This is a genomic window from Saccharothrix sp. DSM 118769, from assembly GCF_052936295.1.
In genome coordinates this window covers 2,160,782-2,183,143 of the sequence record NZ_CP193627.1, presented here as the reverse complement: position 1 = coordinate 2,183,143, position 22,362 = coordinate 2,160,782, and the positions used below count along the sequence as shown (strand labels likewise).

At 73.9% G+C, this 22,362-nt stretch carries 18 protein-coding genes; 6 read left to right on the top strand and 12 right to left on the bottom strand.

The features are described 5' to 3' along the window. Nucleotides 1–3: 3 nt before the first annotated feature. From ACRAKJ_RS10320 to ACRAKJ_RS10300, 5 genes are all read right to left on the bottom strand, one after another. On the bottom strand, nt 4–1,149 hold the full coding sequence (locus ACRAKJ_RS10320; RefSeq protein ID WP_438922554.1) for an aminotransferase class I/II-fold pyridoxal phosphate-dependent enzyme: 1,146 nt from the start codon (nt 1,147–1,149) through the stop codon (nt 4–6). Nucleotides 1,150–1,157: 8 nt separating this feature from the next. After that, nucleotides 1,158–2,159, bottom strand: coding sequence for an SDR family NAD(P)-dependent oxidoreductase (locus ACRAKJ_RS10315; RefSeq protein WP_438922553.1), 1,002 nt, complete (start codon nt 2,157–2,159; stop codon nt 1,158–1,160). Nucleotides 2,160–2,184: 25 nt separating this feature from the next. Further along, nucleotides 2,185–3,246: a Gfo/Idh/MocA family oxidoreductase gene (locus ACRAKJ_RS10310; protein WP_438922552.1), complete on the bottom strand. Its 1,062-nt coding sequence runs from the start codon at nt 3,244–3,246 to the stop codon at nt 2,185–2,187. Between the two features lie 16 nt (nt 3,247–3,262). Continuing rightward, nucleotides 3,263–4,747, bottom strand: coding sequence for an exopolysaccharide biosynthesis polyprenyl glycosylphosphotransferase (locus ACRAKJ_RS10305; protein ID WP_438922551.1), 1,485 nt, complete (start codon nt 4,745–4,747; stop codon nt 3,263–3,265). Between the two features lie 668 nt (nt 4,748–5,415). Continuing rightward, nucleotides 5,416–5,637: an RNA-binding S4 domain-containing protein gene (locus tag ACRAKJ_RS10300; protein WP_438922550.1), complete on the bottom strand. Its 222-nt coding sequence runs from the start codon at nt 5,635–5,637 to the stop codon at nt 5,416–5,418. A 119-nt stretch (nt 5,638–5,756) separates the two neighbouring features. On the opposite strand from ACRAKJ_RS10300, the gene ACRAKJ_RS10295 reads away from it, so the two are divergent. Beyond that, complete coding sequence (locus tag ACRAKJ_RS10295; protein ID WP_438922549.1) at nt 5,757–6,515, top strand: DUF742 domain-containing protein; 759 nt, start codon at nt 5,757–5,759, stop codon at nt 6,513–6,515. On the opposite strand, the gene mug is transcribed toward ACRAKJ_RS10295, so the two are convergent. The 4 genes from mug to ACRAKJ_RS10275 are packed head-to-tail and all read right to left on the bottom strand — an operon-like array spanning nt 6,492 to nt 10,384. Continuing rightward, on the bottom strand, nt 6,492–7,007 hold the full coding sequence (gene mug, locus ACRAKJ_RS10290; protein ID WP_438922548.1) for a G/U mismatch-specific DNA glycosylase: 516 nt from the start codon (nt 7,005–7,007) through the stop codon (nt 6,492–6,494). The two genes, ACRAKJ_RS10295 and mug, sit on opposite strands and share 24 nt — an antisense overlap. Then, on the bottom strand, nt 7,004–8,809 hold the full coding sequence (locus ACRAKJ_RS10285; RefSeq protein ID WP_438922547.1) for a 5'-nucleotidase C-terminal domain-containing protein: 1,806 nt from the start codon (nt 8,807–8,809) through the stop codon (nt 7,004–7,006). Before ACRAKJ_RS10285 ends, mug begins: the two co-directional genes overlap by 4 nt. Nucleotides 8,810–8,849: 40 nt before the next feature. Beyond that, a complete protein-coding gene (locus ACRAKJ_RS10280; RefSeq protein ID WP_438922546.1) occupies nt 8,850–9,815 on the bottom strand; it encodes a copper resistance protein CopC in 966 nt (321 codons plus the stop codon). 11 nt (nt 9,816–9,826) lie between these two features. Further along, nucleotides 9,827–10,384, bottom strand: coding sequence for a hypothetical protein (locus ACRAKJ_RS10275; protein WP_438922545.1), 558 nt, complete (start codon nt 10,382–10,384; stop codon nt 9,827–9,829). Between the two features lie 163 nt (nt 10,385–10,547). Here ACRAKJ_RS10275 and ACRAKJ_RS10270 point away from each other — a divergent pair, with 163 nt between their 5' ends. The 5 genes from ACRAKJ_RS10270 to ACRAKJ_RS10250 all read left to right on the top strand — a co-directional run bounded on the left by ACRAKJ_RS10270 (nt 10,548) and on the right by ACRAKJ_RS10250 (nt 17,884). Continuing rightward, nucleotides 10,548–11,285: a response regulator gene (locus ACRAKJ_RS10270; RefSeq protein ID WP_438922559.1), complete on the top strand. Its 738-nt coding sequence runs from the start codon at nt 10,548–10,550 to the stop codon at nt 11,283–11,285. After that, entirely contained in the window at nt 11,263–12,702 is a 1,440-nt protein-coding gene (locus ACRAKJ_RS10265) for a sensor histidine kinase (protein WP_438922544.1), read from the top strand. The genes ACRAKJ_RS10270 and ACRAKJ_RS10265 overlap by 23 nt, the downstream gene beginning before the upstream one ends. 297 nt (nt 12,703–12,999) lie before the next feature. Next, nucleotides 13,000–14,799, top strand: coding sequence for a glycosyltransferase family 39 protein (locus ACRAKJ_RS10260; RefSeq protein ID WP_438922543.1), 1,800 nt, complete (start codon nt 13,000–13,002; stop codon nt 14,797–14,799). Between the two features lie 38 nt (nt 14,800–14,837). Then, nucleotides 14,838–16,088 (top strand): glycosyltransferase, encoded by a 1,251-nt coding sequence (locus ACRAKJ_RS10255; protein WP_438922542.1) that lies wholly within the window; start codon nt 14,838–14,840, stop codon nt 16,086–16,088. Next, nucleotides 16,085–17,884 (top strand): glycosyltransferase family 39 protein, encoded by a 1,800-nt coding sequence (locus tag ACRAKJ_RS10250; protein WP_438922541.1) that lies wholly within the window; start codon nt 16,085–16,087, stop codon nt 17,882–17,884. Before ACRAKJ_RS10255 ends, ACRAKJ_RS10250 begins: the two co-directional genes overlap by 4 nt. 66 nt (nt 17,885–17,950) lie before the next feature. On the opposite strand, the gene ACRAKJ_RS10245 is transcribed toward ACRAKJ_RS10250, so the two are convergent. From ACRAKJ_RS10245 to aspS, 3 genes are all read right to left on the bottom strand, one after another. After that, nucleotides 17,951–19,150, bottom strand: coding sequence for a hypothetical protein (locus tag ACRAKJ_RS10245; RefSeq protein WP_438922540.1), 1,200 nt, complete (start codon nt 19,148–19,150; stop codon nt 17,951–17,953). 112 nt (nt 19,151–19,262) lie between these two features. Beyond that, nucleotides 19,263–20,204, bottom strand: a complete 942-nt coding sequence (locus tag ACRAKJ_RS10240; protein WP_438922539.1) for a DUF389 domain-containing protein — start codon at nt 20,202–20,204, stop codon at nt 19,263–19,265. Between the two features lie 6 nt (nt 20,205–20,210). Then, nucleotides 20,211–22,049, bottom strand: coding sequence for an aspartate--tRNA ligase (gene aspS, locus ACRAKJ_RS10235; RefSeq protein ID WP_438922538.1), 1,839 nt, complete (start codon nt 22,047–22,049; stop codon nt 20,211–20,213). Nucleotides 22,050–22,362: the final 313 nt, after the last annotated feature.

The following is a 22,362-nucleotide window of genomic DNA, read 5'->3' as shown; positions in this document are numbered from 1 at the left end:
TTGCTAGTGCGACACCAGGGGCAGGGCCAGCGCCGCGCGCAGCTCCTCGACCACGGTGTCCTGCTCCGCGGCCGTCATGTCGTGGTAGAGCGGGAGGATCAGCGACCGACCGGTGAACGCCTCCGTCACCGGCAGGTCGACGTGCGGGTGGCCCGCGTACGCGGGTTCCAGGTGGGCGGCCATGATCCCCCGGCGCGCCGACACCCCCCGCGCGGCGAGCCTGGCCAGGACCTCGTTGCGGCCCGGCGCCGCCCCCTCGGGCAGCATCACCCAGAACGACTGGTAGTTGGTGGTCCCGTGCGCGGGGTCGCGCACGGCGCGCAGGTCCGGGCCGTCCTGGCCGAACGCCTCGGCGAGCAGCTCGTGGTAGCGCGCCGCCAGCTCGCGCCGGCGCCGCACGATCGCGTCCAGCTTGCCCAGCTGCACCAGGCCGACGGCGGCCTGGATGTCCGTCATGCGGTAGTTGAACGCGGTCTCCAGGTAGCTCTCGACCACCGCCCCGCCACCGGAGTGCCGCTCCGCCGCGCTCACGCTCATGCCGTGCTCGCGCAGCCGCCTGCCCCGGACCGCCCACTCCTCGCGGTTCGTGGTGAGCATCCCGCCCTCGCCGGTGGTGATCAGCTTGCGCGGGTGGAACGACCAGGCGGCCATCGCCGCGTCCGCGCCGACCGGCACGCCGCGGTAGGTGGACCCGGCCGCGCAGGCCGCGTCCTCGACCACGGTGACGCCCTTCGGGTCGCAGAGCGCGCGCAGCGCCTCCACGTCCGCGGGCACGCCGCCCTGGTGGACCAGGATGACGGCCTTGGTGCGGCCGGTGAGCACCTGCCCGACGGTGGCCGCCGACAGGTTCCCGGTCTCCGCGTCCACGTCGGCGAACACCGGCGTGGCACCGCAGTAGCGGACCGCGTTGGCGGTCGCGATGAACGACAGCGACGGCACGACGACCTCGTCGCCGGGGCCGACGTCGAGCAGGTGCAGCGCCACGTGCAGCGCGGTCGTGCACGACGACACCGCGACCGCGTGCAGCGCGGCGACCCGGCGGGCGAACGCGTCCTCGAACGCGGCCACCTTGGGCCCCTGCGCGACCCAGCCGGAGAGCACGGCCGCCGCGGCGGCGTCCGCCTCCTCCTGGCCGAGCCAGGGCTTCATGACCGGGATCATCGCACCGCCTCGGCGGCGCCGTCGCCCAGGCCGACCCACCAGGCGACCAGCTCGCGCAGGCCGTCCACCAGGCCGATCTCCGGCTTCCAGCCCAGGTCGCGGGCGGCGGCGGAGATGTCGGCCAGGCGGCGCGTGACGCCGTTGACCGCGCGCTCCGGACCGTGCTCCAGCGGCAGGTCGGAGTCCATCGCGGACAGCAGCGCCAGCGCCAGCTCCCTGAGGCTGGTCTCCTGGGCGCTCGCGATGTTGTAGACGGCGTCGGTGACCGGCGCCTTCGCGGCCAGCACGTTGGCGCGCGCGATGTCGTGCACGTGGACGAAGTCCATGGTCTGCGCGCCGTCGCCGAAGATCAGCGGCGACTCGCCCTCGGCGATGCGCTCCATCCAGCGGATCAGCACCTCGGTGTACTTGCCGTGGGCGTCCATCCGCGGGCCGTAGACGTTGAAGTAGCGCAGCGCCACGTAGTCCAGGTCGTACATCGCCTTGAAGCTGCGCAGCATGCCCTCGTTGAAGGCCTTGGCCGCGCCGTAGAACGTGTCGTTGTTGTACGGGTGGTGCCGCTCGGTGGTCGGGAACTCCTCGGCCAGGCCGTAGACCGACGCGGACGAGGAGGCGATCACCTTCTTCACGTTCGCCGCGGCGGCGGCCTCGACCACCGTGAACGTGCCGTCGACCAGGGCCTCCAGCGCGAGCCGGGGTTCCTCGGCGCACTGCGTGATGCGGATGGCGGCCAGGTGGAACACCAGGTCGACGCCCTGCGTGAGGCGGCCGACCAGGTCGCGGTCGTTGATGTCGCCGTCGACGACGGTGAGCCGGTCCCCCGCGGCGGCGGTGGCGTCGGCCAGGTTCTCCCGACGGCCGCGCACGAAGTTGTCCAGCACGACCACCTCGGCGGCCCCGGCGGCGAGCAACTGGTCGACCACCGCGGAGCCGATGGTGCCCGCCCCTCCGGTGACGAGGGCCCGCTGCCCGCTGATCGGCTGAGCCGCTTCCGACATGATGCCTGTTCCTTCCGGTGCTTCTTCAGACGGCCGCGAGGCCGGTGGTCCGGCCGACGGTGACGAACTCCCCGCCGGCGGCGAGGCTGGCGGAGGCCGCTTCGAGGATGGCGAGGACCCGCAGGCCCGACCAGCCGTCGGTGAGCGGTGCGCGCTTCTCCGTGATGGACGCCGCGAACTCGGCCATGACGCCGCGCAGCGCCTCCTTCTCCGGCAGCGCGGGCGCGACGGTGTCGCCCCGGCGGTAGGAGATGATCGCCTGGTGGCGGTCCTCGTCGCTCTCGATGCGGTCCGCGCCCCGGTCGTGCACGGAGAGGCGCTGCACGGCGTTGAGGTCGTCCCACACGACGGTGCGGCGGGAACCGCCGACGATCATGGTGCGGATCTTGGTCGGCGACAGCCAGTTCACGTGCACGTGGGCCAGCACGCCGTCGGACAGCTCCAGCGTGAGGTGGCCGACGCACGCGCGGCCCGCGCCGATCGGGTCCGATCCGTGCGCCGACACGCGGGTGACGCGCACGTCGTCGGGCAGGATCGCGTCGAAGATCGACAGGTCGTGCGGCGCGAGGTCCCAGAACACGTCCACGTCGGGCTGCACGAGCCCGAGGTTGATGCGCACCGAGTCCAGGTACTGCACGGTGCCCAGCTCGCCGGAGCGCACCAGGTGCCGCAGGTGCTGCACGGTCGGCGTGTAGACGAACGTGTGGTCGAGCATCAGGGTCAGGCCCCGCTCCTCGGCCTCGCGGACCAGCTCCAGGCCCTCGGCGTAGCCCGCCGCCAGCGGCTTCTCCACCAGCACGTGCTTCCCGGCGCGCAGCGCGGCCAGGGCGACGGGCAGGTGGGTCGCGGCCGGGGTGGCGATGGCCACCGCGTCGACCGCCGGGTCGGCCAGCACGTCGTCGAGCGAACCCGACACGCGGACGGTCGAGTAGTCGCCCAGCACGCGGCGGGCCCGCTCGGTGTCCAGGTCGCACAGGTAGCGCAGCTTCAGCCCCGGGGTGGCCTGGGCGTTGCGCACCAGGTTCGGTCCCCAGTAGCCGGCGCCGATGACGGCGATGCCGATCGGCTGGTCCATCTCGTTCCCCATTCTCTCGGCCACCACTTCAGTAGGCCCCCTGCCCACCGAAGACGGCGCGGAAGGTCTTCCACAGGATCAGCGCGTCCAGGGCGAGCGACCAGTCCTCGACGTAGCGCAGGTCGAGCCGCACGGACTCCTCCCACGACAGGTCGCTGCGGCCGGAGACCTGCCACAGGCCGGTCAGGCCCGGCTTGACCAGCAGCCGGCGACGCATGTCGGGGCCGTACTTCGCGCTCTCCTCCGGCAGCGGCGGCCGGGGGCCGACCAGCGACATGGCGCCGGTGAGCACGTTGAGCAGCTGCGGCAGCTCGTCCATCGAGTACCGCCGCAGGACGCGGCCGACCGCGGTGACGCGGGGGTCGCGCTTCATCTTGAACAGCACGCCCGCGCCCTCGTTGACCGCCTGGAGCTTGGCGCGCAGGGCGTCGGCGTTGGTGACCATGGTGCGGAACTTCAGGATCGTGAAGTGCGCGCCGTCCTTGCCGACGCGGCGCTGCTTGTAGAGCACCGGGCCGCGGGTGTCGACCATGATCGCCACGGCGACCGCCAGCAGCACCGGCGCGAGCAGGCTCAGCAGGAGGAACGCGCCGATCTTGTCCACGGTCGCCTTGACCATGCGGCGCACGCCGGTGAACGACGGCTCGGAGACGCGCAGCAGCGGCATCCCCAGCACGCCGGTGACGTGCAGGCGCGGTCCGGCGAAGTCCATCAGGGCGGGCGCGACGACCATCTCGGTGCCGGTGCCCTCCAGGTCCCAGGCGAGCTGCTGGAGCCGGCGCGGCGTCCAGTAGGCGTCCGGGGTGACGGCGACGACGCGGTAGCCGCCGCGGCGGACCTGCTCGGCCAGCTCGGCGAACCGGCCGACGACGGGCGTGCCCTCCAGCTCGACGCCGATCTCGGCGCGGCCGTCCACGGTGCACACCGCGTCCACGCGCCAGCCCAGGTGCGGGGCGCGGCGGGTGCGCGAGATGAGGTCCTTGACGGTGTCGACGTTGCCGGCGGCCAGCACCGGCAGCAGGCAGCGGCCCTCGCCGCGGGCCCGGTGCAGGGGGCGGCGCAGCGCGTAGCGGACCGGGAACACGACCAGCGCGACGGCCGGTCCCACGACGAACACCCACAGGCGGGCGCCGGGCAGCCCGGCCGCCAGCGCGCCCAGGCCCAGCGCGACGACGGAGCCGAACAGGCCCCGGCCGAGGCGGCGGAACTCCTCCGCGCCCTGGCCCAGCACCGTGGTGTTCCACACCCGGTTGAGGAACAGCGACCCGATGACCACCACGACCGTGACCGCCTCGAGGGCGAGCAGCGGCAGCGGGCCGAAGGAGGCGTGGTAGTGGGACAGCACGGCGCCCGCCAGGGCGACGACCAGCAGGGTGCACAGGACGTCTGCGGCGATGACGCCGTAGCGGTAGGCGGGTTCCCAGCTGTCGACGGTGGGGTGGGTCGTGCGGTTGGTGGTGGTGCCGACCCGCGCGACCGGTCTGCGTCGCGTGGGCTGGACCTGCTCGCTCATCGTGGTACTCCCCCGGTTGAGCCGGTTCGGACGTGCACGTTCGCAGGGCATCCCCGACGGACCCGCGTGTGGTGTACGGCAAATGGCGCTCGGCGATTTTTCGCCTCGGCAAACCGTGATTCGTCTTGGCACCGACGTGCGTTACACACACGGCGAACGTGGGCCGGTCGGACATTCCCCGGTGCGGCACACGGCGCACACCCAGGAGCATCACGAGGTGACTTCGGGTTACCGGCGTCCGGGCCGGAAAGGCTTGCCGGAAACCGGTAGCGTGCCCGTACACAGTGGTCGGAGACCTCGCCGGGTACGAGCGGACCCCACTATCGCCGCACGGCCGCGTTCTGTTACAGGGGGTTTCCGGTCGTCGCCGACGTCGTCCGGGAATGAGTCCGGAAAGGGTCTTCCGCCCCTTCTCCGAGACCGCATCGTGGCGGGCCGCGATCACCCATTCACAGACCGGCAGCAGCTATTCGGCGCAACGGCGTCGCCACTTCCGGTGATGGCCGCCGGGCAATTCCCACCCGGCCGGCCGATCAAGGGTGACGGACACCACTGGGCGACACCACCGGGGGCGGTCCGCGACGGGCGGGGGTGAGCGCCGGTTCACCTCGGTCCGCGCCCCACCCCACCCCGGTGGCGCGGGGCCGCGGGAGTGCGGCGGGGTGCGGCTACGCGTTCGTCACCAGGCGGACCTTCTCGTCGCCGACGGCCACCACGTCACCGTCGCCCAACTGGGCCCCGCGCCGGTTCTCCACCCGGCCGTTGACCGTCACCTGCCCGGACTCCACCAGGTCACGGGCGTGCGCGCCGTTGTCCGCCAGGTCCGCCAGCTTGAGGAACTGGCCCAACCTGATCATGTCGTCGGAGATCCCGACCTCGCGGATGCGCATCGTCCTATCATCCTCTCGGCCGCACGTGCGCCCGCACGTGCACCGGTTAACGAGGATTGCACGGACTCGAAACACGATCGACACGCGCCGCGCGCGCAGGCGGCTACGGTTCCCGCAATGTGAGCACAGCCAGCTCGGACCCGGAGTTTACCGGTGGCGGGGAGCGCAAGCGCCGCCGGTCCCTGCGCGGCGAGGTAGGCACCACCGGTGCCCGGTTCGGCTCGTCGGCGCTGCGGCGCAGCCTGGAGGAACCGGACGTCGACGTGCCCAAGCAGCCCCGCCGGCGGCGGTCGCTGCGCGGTGAGGTCGGGGCCACCGGTGCCCGGTTCGGCTCGGCGGCGCTGCGGCGCTCCCTGGACGAGGAGCAGGACCGGTCGGAGGGGACCGCGCCGGCCGGGAAGCCGGCCGGGGAACCGTCCGACGAGCCGTTCGGGGGTTCGTTCGACGAGCCGTTCGACGACTCCACGCGGCCGTCGATCCCGGTGGCGCGCGGCGGACCCGCCCCGACGCCGGAGCCGGAACCGGTCGAGGAGTTCTCCGGCCCGCTGGTGCGCCCCTACGCGTGGACGGGCGGGCGCACCGCGTCCGACTACGACCTGAGGCTGGAGACGCTCGTCTCGCTGGAGGAGAACGGCATCGCCGTCGCCATGCGCGAGTCGACCACCGAGCAGCGGTCCATCGTGGAGATGTGCGCGCGGTACCCGCGTTCGGTGGCCGAGGTGTCGGCGCTGCTCAGCGTGCCGCTGGGCGTGGTGCGGGTGCTGCTCGGCGACCTGATCGCGCTGGGCGTGGTGGCGGTGCACGACAACGCGTCCGCGCCCGGCGGTCCGGACCTGACCCTGCTGGAACGCGTGCTAGCCGGTCTTCGCCACCTCTGAGCGCAGCTGCCCGAACACCTCGGCCAGGTCGCTCAGGCGGTAGTGCGCGTTCAGCCCGCTCGGGTTGGGCAGCACCCACAGCCGCGACGGCCCGACCAGCTCGTCCTGGGGGCCGACCCCGGCCTTCTTGCGGTCGAACGCGGTCCGGTAGGCCGTGACGCCCACCACCGCCACCACCTCCGGCGCGTACCGCTCGGCCAGCGCCGTCAACGCCACCCCGCCGGCCCGCAGCTCCTCGCGCGACAGCTCGTCGGCCTTCGCCGTGGGCCGGTCGACCAGGTTGGTGATGCCCAGGCCGTGCTCCAGCAGCTCGAACTGCTCGGAGGGCGTGAACAGGCGCGGCGTGAAGCCCGACAGGTGCAGCGCCGGCCAGAACCGGTTGCCCGGCCGCGCGAAGTGCTGCCCCTTGGCACCCGACATCAGGCCCGGGTTGATGCCGCAGAACAGCACGTCCAACCCCGGCCCGACGACGTCCGGAAGCGGCTTGGTCACCCGGCGACCACCACCGGGACGCCGTCCACGACGAGCCGCCAGTCGGTGCGGGAGAACTCGGCCGGGTCGATCTCGCCGCGCTCCTGCACCCACTCGATCAGCAGCTGCCTGATCTCCAGCTGCCGGTTGTGCAGCACGGGCGCGGTGGCGACGTGCGGGAAGTTGCCGCCGCCGGACTGCCGGTAGTTGTTCACCGCGACCGCGAACGCCTGGTCGGCCGCGACGGGCGTGCCGCCGTAGCTCAGACCGGTGACCCGCTGCCCGACCGGCTTCGCGAGGTCGACGTCGTAGGTCAACGGCGCGTCGAGGCCCGCCGCCACGTCGTACAGGTAGTCGGGGGTGTTGTCGGCGTTGGTCACCGCGTCGGGCGCGTGCGGGCCGGGACCGTTCAGCGGCTTGAAGTAGCTCACCGAGCGCTCCAGGTAGTCCTTGAGCTGCGCACCGGTGAGTCGTACCCCGAACAGGGTGTTGTCGAACGCGTAGAGGCCGGCCACGTCGCGCACCGACACGTCGCCCGCCGGGATCGCCGCCGCCCGGTTGAACGGCGAGGCCAGCGACAGCACCGGCAGCGCCTCGGTCAGCGACGCCTTCAGCGCCTCGCCCTGCACGCGGTTGACGAAGTCCAGCGCGGCGGTGTCCTCGTAGCGCGCGGTGGCGGCGGACATCGCGGACCGCGAGGTGCCGATCTTCGAGTTCACGTACGCGACGACCCGGTCGTGGTCGGCGCGCAGCTTGCGGGTGATGACCGCGTCCTCGGGGACCGTGGCGGTGTCGAGCACCTGGGAGCGCGAGGCGGTCAGCGCCCACCCGCCGCGCGCCGTCCACTCCAGGTCGAACTCCATCAGGCTCAACCGCTTGCCCCAGAACAGGGGCTCGGTGAGCAGCACCGGGCGGCCGGTGACCTTGTTCGTGACGAAGCGCTGGGCGATCTCGGTGTGCGCGTGGCCGACCAGGATCGCGTCGATGCCCGGCACCTCCTCGGCGACCAGCGCCGAGCAGTTCTCCGGGAACGGCACCAGGTCGCCCAGCGAGGACGACAGGTCCGCGCCCGAGTGGGCGGCGACCACGACCAGGTCCGCGCCCGCCCGCTTGACCTTCGGCACCCACTCGCGGGCCTGCTCCAGCACGCCGGGGAAGGTCATCCGCCCCTCGACGTGGGCCTTGTCCCAGATCGCGATGCCCGGGTTGGTGAGGCCGAGGACGCCGACCCGCAGCGGGGCCGCGCCCGTGCGCCACACCGTCTTCACCACGTACGGGCGGAACGCGGGGCGGCCGGTGGCGGCGTCCAGCGCGTTGGCCGCGAGCAGCGGGAAGTCCAGCTGCTTCTCGAAGGCGCGCAGCAGGGGGATGCCGTAGTTGAACTCGTGGTTGCCGAGCGCGGCGGCGTCGTAGCCCAGCTCGTTCATGGCCGTGGCCATCGGGTGGACCTTGCGGCGGCCGATCGTCTCGACCTTCGCGTAGTAGTAGGCCAGCGGCGTGCCCTGGATGGTGTCGCCCGCGTCGACCAGCAGGGTGCGGTGCGCGCCGCGCTCGCCGCGCACCGCCTTGACCAGCGTGGACAGCTTCGCCAGGCCGATGTCGTTGTGGGCGCTGTCGTCGAACTCGCGGTTGGCGAAGTAGTCCCAGTTGAACACGTTGCCGTGCAGGTCGGTGGTGCCGAGGACGGTGAGCGTGAACCGGCGACCGCCGGTCCGCCCGTCCGGGGCGGCCTGCGCCGTCCCGGCGTGGAACCCGGCGGCAGCGAGGACGCCCGCGGCGGTGCCCGCGAGCACGGCACGGCGGGGCAGGGGGGACCCGGTCATGGGGTGACCGTAGCCATTGACCGTTGACGCGGTGGCGCGCTCACGCCTTGCCGGTCGCGTTGCCGGTCGGGCCGGGTCGGTCGTCGGGGGCCTCGCCGGTCAACCGCTGGGTCGGCTCGCCGGGCGCCGGGTCGCCTGGGGTGGGGTCGCCGGGAGTCGGGTCGGGCAGTTGCCCGGTAGGCGGGTCCACCCGCTCGGTCGGCGGGTCGACCCGCTCGGTCGGCGCGTCGGCGGGCAGCACCCGCGTCGGAGTGGCACCGGCGGCACCTGCGGCACCGGCCGCACCCGCGGTTCCCGCGGCACCGGCGGTCGGCGGCGTGGGGGTCCGGTCGCCCTCACCGCCCTTGCGGCGGCCCGCGGCGATGGCGACGCCCAGGCCGACCAGGATCACGGCCAGGGCGATCCACACCCACACCGGGACGCCGCCGCCCTCCCCACCCTCCCCCGCCGGGGTGGCGGCGCCGGTCGTGGCGGTCGGCGCGCCGGTCGTCCCGTCCGTCGTCGCGTCCACCGTCCCGTCCGTCGTGGGCGTGACCTGGCCGGTGGTCGAGGCGGCCGGGGCGGTGGTGGTCCCCGCCGGGGCCGGGGGCGGGGTCGTGCCGGGCACGCCCGGCGTGCCCGTGGCGGCCGGCGGCTGGGCGGGGGCCGGGAGGGTGAAGGCGAACGTCCCGTCCACGAAGTCGCCGTCCAGCGACTGCACCATCCAGGTCACCGAGTACTGCCCGGCGGGCGCGCCGGAGTCCTTCATCGGGATGGTCAGCGTCGCACCCTGCGCCGCCACCTCGCCCAACGGCCACGCGCTGCCGTCAGGGCCGGTGACGGTGATGGTGGCGCTCTCGGCGGGCACCGGTTCGGTGAACGTCAGCGTGAGCCGCGTGGGCCGCTGGGCCGGTGCGGAACCGTTCGCCGGGTCGCTGGACACCAGGTCGGTGTGCGCCCACGCCTGGGGCGCGACGCCGAGCAGGGCCAGGGTCGCCAGCAGCGCCGAGAGCGCCAATCGCGTCATAGCCGTAGTTTCTACCGCGTCGGCGGGGTGTCCTGCCCGTCAGCCGGCGGTTGGTCCTGGCCCGGCTGCTGCCGGCCCTGCCGACCGTCGGCGCGCACCGCGTCGCCCGCCAGGACCGCGTCGGCCGTGGAGCCCGTCGCCACCACGGTGACGGCGTCGCCGGCCGCGATGTCGTCCAGGTCGCCCCGACCGCCGTTGACCTGCGTGTCGTCGTCGACCTGGTAGGTCTTGACGAACCCGTCGTCGCTCTCGACCGTGATGGACGAGTCGGTCACCCCGGTGACCTCGCCGTTCTGGAACTCGCCGTGCTGGGCGTCGCCGAACGGGCCGCCCATGATCGTGAAGCCGGGACCGCCGCGCATCCCGTACGCGCCGCGCGGGCCGCCCATGCCCTGCTGGGCGGCCTCGGAGTTGCTCGCGGCGTAGATGACCCCGCCGCCGGCGGCGGCGATGCCCACGGCGATGGCGACCGCGACGAGCGTCCTGCGGCCGTTCCAGCTCGGTCCGGGAGCGGCGGCCCCCGGCGGCGGCTCGTCACCCCAGGTCGGGTTCTCGGTTTCGGTAGTCATGACGGCCACCGTCCCGGGCGAGCCTGTGCGGGGGCTGTGCGGCCCTTGGGCGGTGCCTGTGCGTCACCCGCCCGTGCCCCTCCCGCACGCCGTCGACCGGCGAGGACGGTTCACAGGTGGTACACAGGGTCGCCACAGGAGCGGCTCAAGCGCCCGCACGATGATGTGGAGCATGCGCGCGGTGACCTCCCCCGAGATCCGGCGGCCGGACGGGAGCCCGGTGCGGGTCCTCGTGGTGGACGACGAGTCCACCCTGGCCGAACTCATGTCCATGGCCCTGCGGATGGAGAAGTGGGAGGTGCGCACCGCGCTGGACGGCACGTCCGCCGTGCGCGTCGCGCGCGGGTTCCGGCCGGACGTGGTCGTGCTGGACGTGATGCTGCCCGACTTCGACGGCCTGGAGGTGCTGCGCCGCCTGCGCACGGACTTCCCGGCCCTGCCGGTGCTGTTCCTGACCGCGAAGGACGCGGTGGAGGACCGGATCGCCGGGCTCACGGCGGGCGGCGACGACTACGTCACCAAGCCGTTCAGCCTGGAGGAGGTCGTGCTGCGGCTGCGCGCCCTGCTGCGCCGCACCGGCGTCACCGGGGCGACCGCGGGCTCCGAGCTGGTCGTCGGCGACCTGGTGCTGGACGAGGACACCCGCGAGGTGCGCCGCGGCGGCACGTCGGTCGACCTGACCGCCACCGAGTTCGAGCTGCTGCGGTTCCTGATGCGCAACCCGAGGCGGGTGCTGTCCAAGGCGCAGATCCTGGACCGGGTGTGGAGCTACGACTTCGGCGGCCAGGCCAACATCGTCGAGCTGTACATCTCGTACCTGCGCAAGAAGATCGACGCGGGCCGCACGCCGATGATCCACACGATGCGGGGTGCGGGGTATGTCCTCAAGCCTGCGCCCTAGGACGTGGTCGCTGCGCACGCGGCTCGTCGTCGGGCAGTTGGCCCTGCTCGCCGTGGTGTGCGCGACCGTCGGCGTGGTCAGCGGGTTCGCGTTGCGCGACTTCCTGGTCGACAAGCTCGACGAGCAGCTGTTCGGCACCGCCGACCGGGCGATCCGGGCGCAGCTCGCGCCGCCGGGCAACCGCCGGCCCGACGACCCGCTGGAGGGGCCGGGGTTCGGCGTCGGGACCATCGTGATCATCAAGGACACCGGCAGCACCTTCCGGGGCAGCCTGGTCGCCCCCTCCGGCGAGACCGTGGCGCTGGTGGACGAGCAGGTCGCCGCCGTCGAGTCGGTGCCCGCGGGTTCGCCGCCGCGGACCGTGTCGCTGGGCGACGCCGGGGACTTCCGGGTCGTCACCGTCGCCCTGCCCTCGGGCCGGACCGTCTACACCGGTCTGCCGATGGACGACGTGGAGGGCACCGTGCTGCGCCTGGGGCTCATCCTCGGCGGGGTGTCGCTGGCCGGGTTGCTGGCGGCGAGCCTGGCCGGGACGTTCGTGGTGCGGCGCGCGCTCAGACCGCTGGACCGGGTGGCCGACACCGCGACGCGCGTCGCCGGGCTGCCGCTGCACCAGGGCGAGGTGGCGCTGGCGGAGCGCGTGCCCGAGGCGGACACCAACGCGGACACCGAGGTCGGCAAGGTCGGCCTGGCGCTGAACAAGCTGCTCGGCCACGTCGGGAGCGCGCTGGAGTCGCGGCACGCCAGCGAGACGCGCGTGCGGCAGTTCGTCGCGGACGCCGGGCACGAGCTGCGCACGCCGTTGGCGGCGATCCGCGGATACGCGGAGCTGACCCGCCGCACGAAGGACACCGTGCCGCCGGAGATCGGGCACGCCATGCGCCGCGTGGAGTCCGAGGCGGTGCGGATGACGTCGCTGGTGGAGGACCTGCTGCTGCTGGCGCGCCTGGACGCGGGCCGGCCGCTCGCGCGGGACCCGGTCGACCTGTCGCGGATCGTGGTGGACTCGGTGAGCGACGCGCGGATCGCCGGGCCGGAGCACGAGTGGCGGTTGCAGCTGCCGCCCGAGGCGTTGGTGGTGACGGGTGACGGGCACAAGCTGCACCAGGTGCTGGCGAACCTGCTGTCCAACGCGCGCACGCACACGCCGCCGGGCACCACCGTCGTGACGCGACTGTCCACTGTGGGCGAGCACGTCGAGGTTGCGGTGACCGACGACGGCCCCGGCGTGCCGTACGACCTCCAGCCGGAGGTCTTCGAGCGCTTCACCCGGGGCGACACGTCGCGCTCCCGTGCGGCGGGCAGCACCGGCCTGGGCCTGTCCATCGTGGCCGCCGTGGTCGCCGCCCACGGCGGCGCGGTCCGCGTCGACAGCCGCCCCGGCCGCACCACCTTCACCGCCCGCCTCCCCCGCTAACCCCCGAGAGTCCAACCCCCAGGTCCCGAGAGTCCAACGCTCAGGTCCCGAGAGTCCAACCCTCAGGACCCCTGAGTTCTTCATTCGGGCATACCGACCGGTCGGCTCGAACGAAGAACTCACCGGGCCTGAGCGTTGGACTCTCGGGGTCTGAGCGTTGGACTCTCGGGGTCTGAGCGTTGGACTCTCGGGGTCTGAGCGTTGGACTCTCGGGGTCTGAGCGTTGGACTCTCGCGGCACAGGTGGTTCACAGGGTGGGGACAGGGGTGGCTCAGGTGGCGGGCCCAGGGTGTGGGCATGCGAGCGCGACTACCCCTTTTGCTGTTGCTGGCCGGGACGGCGGTGCTGTACCTGTGGCGCCTGGGCGACTCCGGCTGGGCGAACGCCTACTACTCCGCCGCCGCGCAGGCCGGGGCGGCGAGCTGGGAGGCGTGGTTCTTCGGCGCCACCGACCCGGCCGGCTCGATCACGGTGGACAAGACGCCCGCCGCCACCTGGGTGATGGGGCTGTCGGCACGGCTGTTCGGCGTCAACGCCTGGAGCGTCCTCGTCCCGCAGGCGCTGATGGGCGTGGCGAGCGTGGCCCTCCTGCACGCCACCGTCCGGCGCACGGCGGGCGAGGCGGCCGGGCTGGTCGCGGGCGCGGTGCTGGCGTTGACGCCGGTGGCGGTGCTGATGTTCCGCTTCAACAACCCCGACGCGCTGCTGGTGCTGCTGCTCGTGGCGGGCGCCTACTGCACGGTTCGCGCCACCGAACGGGCCCGGGTCGGGTGGCTGGTGCTCGCGGGTGTCGCGGTCGGGTCCGGGTTCCTGGCGAAGATGCTCCAGGCGTTCCTGGTGCTGCCCGCGTTCGGCCTGGTGTACCTGGTGTTCGCGCCCGCGCCGGTGCTGCGCAGGGCGTGGCACCTGGCCGCCGCGCTCGGCGCGCTGGTCGTCGCGGGCGGCTGGTGGGTGCTGGCCGTCGAGCTGGTACCCGCGTCGGCACGCCCCTACGTCGGCGGGTCGCAGCGGAACAGCGTGCTGGAGCTGGCGCTGGGCTACAACGGCCTGGGCCGGCTGACCGGTGACGAGGTGGGCAGCGTCGGCGGCGGTGGCGGCTGGGGCTCCACCGGCTGGAGCCGGTTGCTGGGCGCGGAGATGGGCGGTCAGATCGCGTGGCTGCTGCCGACCGCGCTGGTGCTGCTGGTCGCCGGGTGGTGGGCCGGCCGGCGACCGGAACGGGTCGGGCTCGCCCTGTGGGGCGGGTGGCTCGTGGTCACCGCCGCCGTGTTCAGCTTCATGAACGGCATCATCCACGCCTACTACACGGTGGCCCTGGCCCCCGCGATCGGTGCGGTCACCGGCACCGGCGCGGTGGCGCTGTGGCGCAGGCGGCACGAGCCGCCGGCGGCGGCGGCGCTGTCCGGCGCGCTCGCGGTGACGGCGCTCCAGTGCTACCTGCTGCTGCTCGACTGGTCGGCGACGTTCGCCGCGGTGGTGCTGGTGCTCGGCCTGCTGGCGGCCGTCGGCCTGTTCCTGGCCGCGGTCGTGCCGGTCGCCGTGCTGGCACCGGTCGCGCTGGTGGCCGCGCTGCTCGGGCCGGGCGCGTACTCGGTGGCGACCGCGGCGACCCCGCACTCCGGCGCGATCCCCGCCGCGGGACCCGCGCGGGGAGGCCAGGCGGGCGGGGTGGTGCTGTTCGACGGCGGGCGCGGCACGTCGAGGGGCGGCGCGGGCGGCCTGCTGAACGCGGCGGAACCCGGCGAGGCGCTGGCGGCGCTGCTGCGGGACGGCGGCGAGGGCTTCACGTGGGCGGCGGCGGCCGTCGGGTCGAACGCGGCGGCCGGGTACCAGCTGGGCAGCGGCGTGCCGGTGATGGCGGTCGGCGGGTTCAACGGCACCGACCCCTCCCCCACGCCGGAGGGCTTCCGGCGGCTGGTCGAGGAGCGGCGGGTGCGCTACTTCCTCGGCGGCGCCGGCATGCCCGCGGAGAGCGGCAGCGACGCGTCGCGGCGCATCGCCGAGTGGGTCGAGGACACGTTCGAGGTCACCGAGGTGGACGGCGTGGCCGTCCACGACCTCACCGCGCCGGTCCTCACAGGCGGGGCACAGGCATGACACACGGAGCGCCCAGCCACGCGCACGACGGTGGCGCCATGACCTTCGCGACGCCCACGGCGACCACGGTGCTCGACGTGGTGGTCCCCGTCCACAACGAGGAGCGCGACCTCGCGCCGTGCGTGCGCAAGCTGCACGCGGACCTCACCGAGAGCTTCCCGTACACCTTCCGGATCACCATCGCGGACAACGCGAGCACGGACGGCACGAAGGACGTCGCCGACGGGCTGGCCCGCGACCTGCCCGGGGTCACCGCCGTGCACCTGGCCGAGAAGGGCCGGGGCCGCGCGCTCAAGGCGGTGTGGTCGGCGTCGGACGCCGCCGTGCTGGCGTACATGGACGTGGACCTGTCCACGGACCTCGCCGCGCTCGCGCCGCTCACCGCGTCGCTGATCTCCGGCCACTCGGACCTCGCCATCGGCAGCCGCCTGGCGCGCGGCGCGCGGGTCGTGCGCGGGCCGAAGCGCGAGTTCGTCTCCCGCTGCTACAACCTGCTCCTGCGCGGCGCGCTCGCCACCCGGTTCAGCGACGCGCAGTGCGGCTTCAAGGCCATCCGCGCGGACGTGGCCCACCGGCTGCTGCCGCACGTGGAAGACACCGGCTGGTTCTTCGACACCGAACTGCTGGTGCTCGCCGAACGGGCGGGCGCACGCATCCACGAGGTGCCGGTGGACTGGGTGGACGACCCCGACAGCCGGGTGGACATCGTCTCCACCGCGGTCGCCGACCTCAGGGGCGTCGCCCGGGTGGCCCGCGGCCTCGTCACCGGCCGCATCCCGATCGGCGAGCTGAGCGCGCAGCTGGGGAGGCGACCGCTGGAGCCGCACGCGCCGGGCGTGCCCGCCGGGCTGGTGCGGCAGCTCGTGCGGTTCGCCGCCGTCGGCGCGGTCAGCACGCTGGCCTACCTGCTGCTGTTCGTGCTGCTGCGCGGCGGGCTGGGCGCGCAGGGCGCGAACCTGGTGGCCCTGCTCGTCACGGCCGTCGCCAACACCGCCGCCAACCGCCGGTTCACGTTCGGCGTGCGCGGCGGGCGCGGCGCGGGCAGGCACCAGTTCGAGGGGCTCGTCGTCTTCGGCCTGTGCCTGGCGCTGACCAGCGGCGCGCTCGCCGTGCTGCACCTGTTCGCCGCGCCCGGCGGTGCGGCCGACCTGGTCGCGGTCGTCGGGGCCAACCTGCTCGCCACCGCGCTGCGGTTCCTGCTGCTGCGCAACTGGGTGTTCCGCGCGCGGCGCGGTGCCGCCGCGCCCGTCCGGACCGCACCCGACCAGACCCTGGAGACCACCCGATGACCGCCACCCTGCCCGCCCCCGCGCCGGCGCCCGCCGTGCCCGCGCCGGAGCGCGGCTGGACCACGCCCGCGCTGGTCGTGCTGCTCGTCGGCACGGCGGCGCTCTACCTGTGGGACCTCACCGACAGCGGGTGGGGCAACAGCTACTACGCCGCCGCGACCCAGGCCGGCGCGCAGAGCTGGACGGCCCTGCTGTTCGGCGGGCTCGACGCCGGCGGCGTGATCACGGTGGACAAGCCGCCCGCCGCGCTGTGGGTCAGCGGCGTGTTCGCGCGGCTGTTCGGCTTCTCCAGCTGGACGGTCCTCGCGCCGCAGGCGGTCGAGGGCGTGCTGGCGGTGTGGCTGCTGCACGCCACCGTGAAGCGCACCAGCGGCCCGGTGGCCGGGCTGCTCGCGGGCGCGGCGCTCGCCGTCACACCGGTGGCCGTGCTGGTGTTCCGCTTCAACCTGCCCGACGCGCTGCTGGTGCTGTTGATGGTGGCGGGCGCGTACTGCACGGTGCGGGCGCTGGAGAGGGCGTCGGGCCGGTGGCTCGCGCTGGCGGGCGTCGCGGTCGGCTTCGCGTTCCTGGCGAAGATGGGGCAGGCGTTCCTGGTGCTGCCCGCGTTCGCGGTCGCCTACCTGCTGGCCGCGCCGACGTCGTTGGCCAGGCGGTTCCTGCACCTGATCGGCGCGGGCGCCGCGGTCGCGGTGTCGGCGGGGTGGTTCGTCCTGCTGGTCGGGTTGTGGCCGACCGACGCGCGCCCGTACATCGGCGGCTCCGCCGACGACTCGCTGTGGGAGCTGGCCGTGGGCTACAACGGCCTGGGCCGCATCTTCGGCGGTGCCGGCGGCGGGGCCGTGGGCGGTGGCACGGGCGACGGCAGCCTCGGGTTCGGCGGCGGCACCGGCGTCGACCGGCTGTTCGGCGCGAGCATGGGCGCGGAGGTCTCGTGGCTGCTGCCCGCCGCGCTCGTCGGCCTGGTCGCCGGGCTGTGGTTCACCCGCCGCGCGCCGCGCACCGACCGCACCCGCGCCGCGCTCGTCCTGTGGGGCCTGTGGGTGCTGGTCAACGGTGTCGTGTTCAGCTTCATGAGCGGCATCACGCACCCGTACTACACGGTGGCCGCCGCGCCGGGCGTCGCCGCGCTCGTGGCCATCACCGGCCGCGAGCTGTGGCGGGGCCGCGCGCACCTGCCCGTGCGCGTGTCGCTCGCGGTGGTGGTCGCCGCCTGCGGCTTCTGGGGCTTCGCGCTGCTCGACCGCTTCCCGGACTGGCTGCCCGCCCTGCGCTGGGTGGTGGGTGCGCTGACCGTGGCCGTCGCCACCGCGATCGTCGTGGGCGCGCGCCGGGTGGCCGCGCTCGCCGTCGTCACCTCGCTGCTCGGCGCGGCGTCGTTCGGCGTCGCCACGGCCGCCACGCCGCACTCCGGCTCGATCCCGATGTCCGGTCCCGCCGGGTACGCGGGCGAGGGCGGCGCGGGCGCGGAGAGGGGGGACGACAACTCCGAGCTGGCCGAGCTGCTCAAGGCCACCACCGGCACGTGGGCCGCCGCCACGCTGAGCGCGCAGGGCGCGGCGAGCCTGTCCCTGGCCTCCGGCAAGGCCGTCATCGGCATCGGCGGCTGGAGCGGCGGCGACCCCGCGCCGACGCTGGAGGAGTTCCGGCGGTACGTCGCGGAGGGCCGGGTCGGCTACTTCGTCGCCGAGGGCCGCGGCGGCGGCGTGGGCGGGGGCGGCGGCGACATCCCGACGTGGGTCGCGGACAACTACGAGCCGACCACCGTCGGCGGCGCGACCGTCTACCGGTTGAGCTGACCCCCGGCGGTCAGGGGCGGTGGCGGCGCACCGGGGGGTGCCGCCACCGCCACGGGCGGCGGAACGCTACCGGAACGCCGGGTACAGCGGCAGTTCGGTGACCGTCGACCCGTAGCGGGAGACCAGCGCCGCGACCACCTCGTCGGCGTGCGCGGCGACGTGCTTGACGCCCATCGCGAGCGCGTCGGCCCGCAGCCGCACCCACCGCGCGGTCAGCACGGTGCTGCGCGGCGGCGAGTCCAGCGGCCGGTGCCCGGACGGCAGCGCCGAGTCGAGGCCCGGCAGGCCGCGCCACGTGCCCAGCCACACCCACAGCAGCTGCGCCTCCAGCAGCCGGGGCAGGAACACCGCGTCGTCGTCCAGGTCGGGCCACACCGAGGACACCTCGGCCCGCCACGCCGCGACCATCGCCTCGGACATGCCGGCGGGCAGCCCGTAGGCGCACCAGCACGACGGGAACGGCACCCGCAGGCACGCCGCGTCGAACACGATGTCGCGCACGCAGCCGCCCTCGAAGTCGAGGAACCGCACGCCCCTGCTGGTCACCAGGTGGTTGTCCGGGCACGAGGTGGACGGGCTGAACGCCCGCCGGCGGGACGTGGTGAACCCGCGCACCGCGTCCTGCGCGAACCCGCGCACGGACTCGGGCGTGTCGACGCCCAGCGACGAGGACAGCAGGTCGGGCAGGCCGCCGAGGGCCGTGTGCACGTCCACCACGATCGGGTCGGCGCAGCACTGGCTGCCCTGGCGGCGCATCAGCGCGTCGAAGTCGGCGTCGCGCCCCGCGGTGGTGGCGTGCAGCCGGCCCATCGCGTGCGCCCACGACAGCAGGCCGCGCTCGGCGGCCCGCGCGTCCGGGCCGAGCAGCTTCTCCGCCAGGCGCGGCGCCTTGCCCAGGTCCTCCAGCACGACGAGCCGCTTGGCGTTGTCCTGCGCGACCAGCTCGGGCGTCAACCGCTCCTCGGACGGCAGGGCGGTGAGCAGCTTGTGGCTCACGACCTCGTGCGCGAACGGGTCGCGGTCGGCCACCGGCTGCGGGTAGCGCTTGACGACGAGCGTGCGGGGCAGCGAGAACGGCGTCTGCGCCACGCGGACGCGGGCCACCACGGACCGGCCGGCTCCCCCGAGGTCCTCGGGATCGGCCAGCCGGACCGGTGCTCCGAACCTCCCGCTCAGGACCGACTCCGCCGCCGCCACCGCGTCGTCCAGCTCGGAAGGGGCAGCGTCGTCGATGTCCTGCGGGCCGGCGGTGATGTCCACGCTCATTGCCTCCGACCCTACTCCCGGTGGTGCCCGGGCTGACAGGACCCGTCCGGGCGCCGCGCCGGCGGTGCGCGCCGACCGCCGGGCTCAACGGTATGTCGAAATGGTGGCCGAGTCAGCCCTTCGCGAGCGGTCTGCCCAGGTCACGAACCTGCCCTCGGCGGTGCCGCACGACCAGGACCAGCGCCGCGGCCACGACGACGCCCACCAGGTTCACCGCCAACTGGGCAACCGAACGGAGGCATATGTCCCACTGGCCGAGAACCGCGGCGACCGCGGCGTACCCGGCGGCGGGCACCGTGGTGACCGAGATGAACACCCCGACGAGCGCCGCCGACTTGGACGACGTCATCGACAGCATGCCCGCCGCGCCCGCCAGCAGCGCGACGATCAGCGAGAACGGGCCGACCTCGAACACGAAGTCGACCTGGTGCCCGGACAGCGCCAGGTCCCGGTCGAACAGGTCGGTGTACGACCCGAGCCAGGTGGCGAACGCGGTGACGAGCATGGCCAGCGGGAAGCCGACGACCAGCGCCAGCGAGGCGCGCTTCACCAGGTCCCGGCGCCGCAGCACCAGGCCGACGGCGATGGCGGCGAGCGGGCCGAACTCGGGACCCACGACCATCGCGCCGACCAGGGTGACCGGCGAGTCGGTGACCACGGCGACCGCCGTGAGCAGGCACGCGATCGTCAGGAACGCCTGGAACGTGCCGTTGAGCTTGGACTCCTCGCCGGTGCGGGCCAGCAGCTCCTCCCACACCACGGCGTCCGCGCCGTCGCCCGGCACGGACTCCTCGGCCCGGTCGGCCGCGTCGGACAGCGCCGTGTCGATCTGCTCCAGCGTCACGCCGCCGTCGCGGTCCAGGCCCAGCGCGCACAGGGAGGCCACCACCTCGTCGGTGGCCTCCCGGGCGACGTCGGCCTCGACCACGTCGCCCTCGGGCAGCACGGCCGCGCCCTTCAGCAGCACGACGTGCGTGACGCCGGGGTGCCGCTTGAGGAGGTCGAGCACCTGTTCGGTCTGCCCGACCGGGCTGAGCGCCCGTAAGTGCAGCACGTCCGGCTACGCGTTCTTCTCGGGCTTGTCGGCGGTCTTCTCGGCGCTGTTCTTCTCGGCGTTCTTCTCGGAGCTGTTCTTCTCGGCGGGCTTGGCGTCCACGCCCGCCTCCTTGCGCTGCTGGGGCGTGATCGGCGCGGGCGCGGCGGTCAGCGGGTCGTAGCCGCCGCCGCTCTTGGGGAACGCGATGACCTCGCGGATCGAGTCGTAGCCGCCGAGCAGCATGGCGATCCGGTCCCAGCCGAACGCGATGCCGCCGTGCGGCGGGGCGCCGTACTTGAACGCGTCGAGCAGGAAGCCGAACTTCTCCTGCGCCTCGTCCGGGGTGATGCCCATGACCTGGAACGCCCGCTGCTGCACGTCGGCGCGGTGGATGCGGATGGACCCGCCGCCGATCTCGTTGCCGTTGCAGACGATGTCGTAGGCGTAGGCCAGCGCGTTGCCCGGGTCCTCCTCGAAGCGGTCGACCCACTCCGGGGTGGGCGAGGTGAACGCGTGGTGCAGCGCGGTCCACTTGCCGCTGCCGACCGCGACGTCGTCGCCGATCTTGTCCACGGCCTCGAACATCGGGAAGTCCACGACCCACGCGAAGGACCAGGAGCCCTCCTCGATCAGGCCGACCCGGTGCGCGATCTCCACGCGGGCCGCGCCGAGCAGGGCGCGCGCCGTGTCCGGGTCGCCCGCGCCGAAGAACACGCAGTCGCCGGGGTTCGCGCCCACGGCCTTGGCCAGGCCGTCGCGCTCGGCGTCCGAGAGGTTCTTCGCGACCGGGCCGCCGAGCGTGCCGTCCTCGTTGACCAGCACGTACGCCAGGCCGCGCGAGCCGCGCTGCTTGGCCCACTCCTGCCACGCGTCGAGCGTGCGGCGGGGCTGGGAGGCGCCGCCGGGCATGACGACCGCGCCCACGTAGGCGGCCTGGAACACCCGGAACGGGGTGTCCTTGAAGTACTCGGTCAGCTCGGTCAGCTCCAGGCCGAAGCGCAGGTCCGGCTTGTCGGTGCCGTACTTGGCCATCGCCTCGGCGTAGGAGATGCGGCGGAACGGCTGGGCGATCTCGTGCCCGGCCAGCTCCTTCCACAGCGCGGAGACGATCTTCTCGCCGAGGGCGATCACGTCGTCCTGCTCGACGAAGCTCATCTCGATGTCGAGCTGGGTGAACTCCGGCTGCCGGTCGGCGCGGAAGTCCTCGTCCCGGTAGCAGCGGGCGATCTGGTAGTACCGCTCCAGGCCGCCGACCATCAGCAGCTGCTTGAACAGCTGCGGGGACTGCGGCAGCGCGTACCAGGAGCCGGGGCGCAGGCGCGCGGGCACCAGGAAGTCGCGGGCGCCCTCGGGCGTGGAGCGGGTCAGGGTCGGGGTCTCGACCTCGACGAACTTCTCCGCGTGCAGCACGTCGCGGGCGATCCGGTTGGCCTCGCTGCGCAGCCGCATCGCCTTGGCCGGGCCGCTGCGGCGCAGGTCCAGGTAGCGGTGGCGGAGGCGGGCCTCCTCGCCGACCTCCAGGTGGTCGTCGAGCTGGAACGGCAGCGGCGCGGCCTCGTTCAGCACCTCCAGCGAGGAGGCGTAGACCTCGACGTCGCCGGTGGGCAGGTCGGCGTTCTCGCTGCCCTCGGGGCGGCGGGACACCTCGCCGACGACCTTGACGACGAACTCGGAGCGCAGCCGGTGGGCGCGCTCCGCCATCTCGCCCTCGCGGAAGACGACCTGGGCCACGCCGGAGGCGTCCCGGAGGTCGATGAAGATCACGCCACCGTGATCGCGCCTGCGGGCCACCCACCCGGTCAGGGTGACGGACTGCCCGGCGTGCTCGGCGCGGAGCGTCCCGGCCTCGTGCGTGCGCATCACGGGTACTGCTCTCCTCGGGGTAGCTCGACCAACGACTGGTCGTCAAGGCTAGCCAACGGCCCCGCGGCCGGTGCCACCAGGTTTCCCGAGGGTCCCGCGGCGGGTGCCGCCGGGTTTCCCGACGTCGTGCCGGCGTCGGGCCCCGGACGGCGGGGGCCACCCCGGTGAGCCGGGGCGGCCCCTGCCGTCCTGTCCCCCCCATGCGGCGGTCCCCCCCGGTCCGCCGTGGTGACCAGTCTGGACCGCGGGTGCTGAACGAATGTTGAAGAAATCTTCAATCCGCAGGTGGGAGGGGGTTTCGGCCGGTACCGCG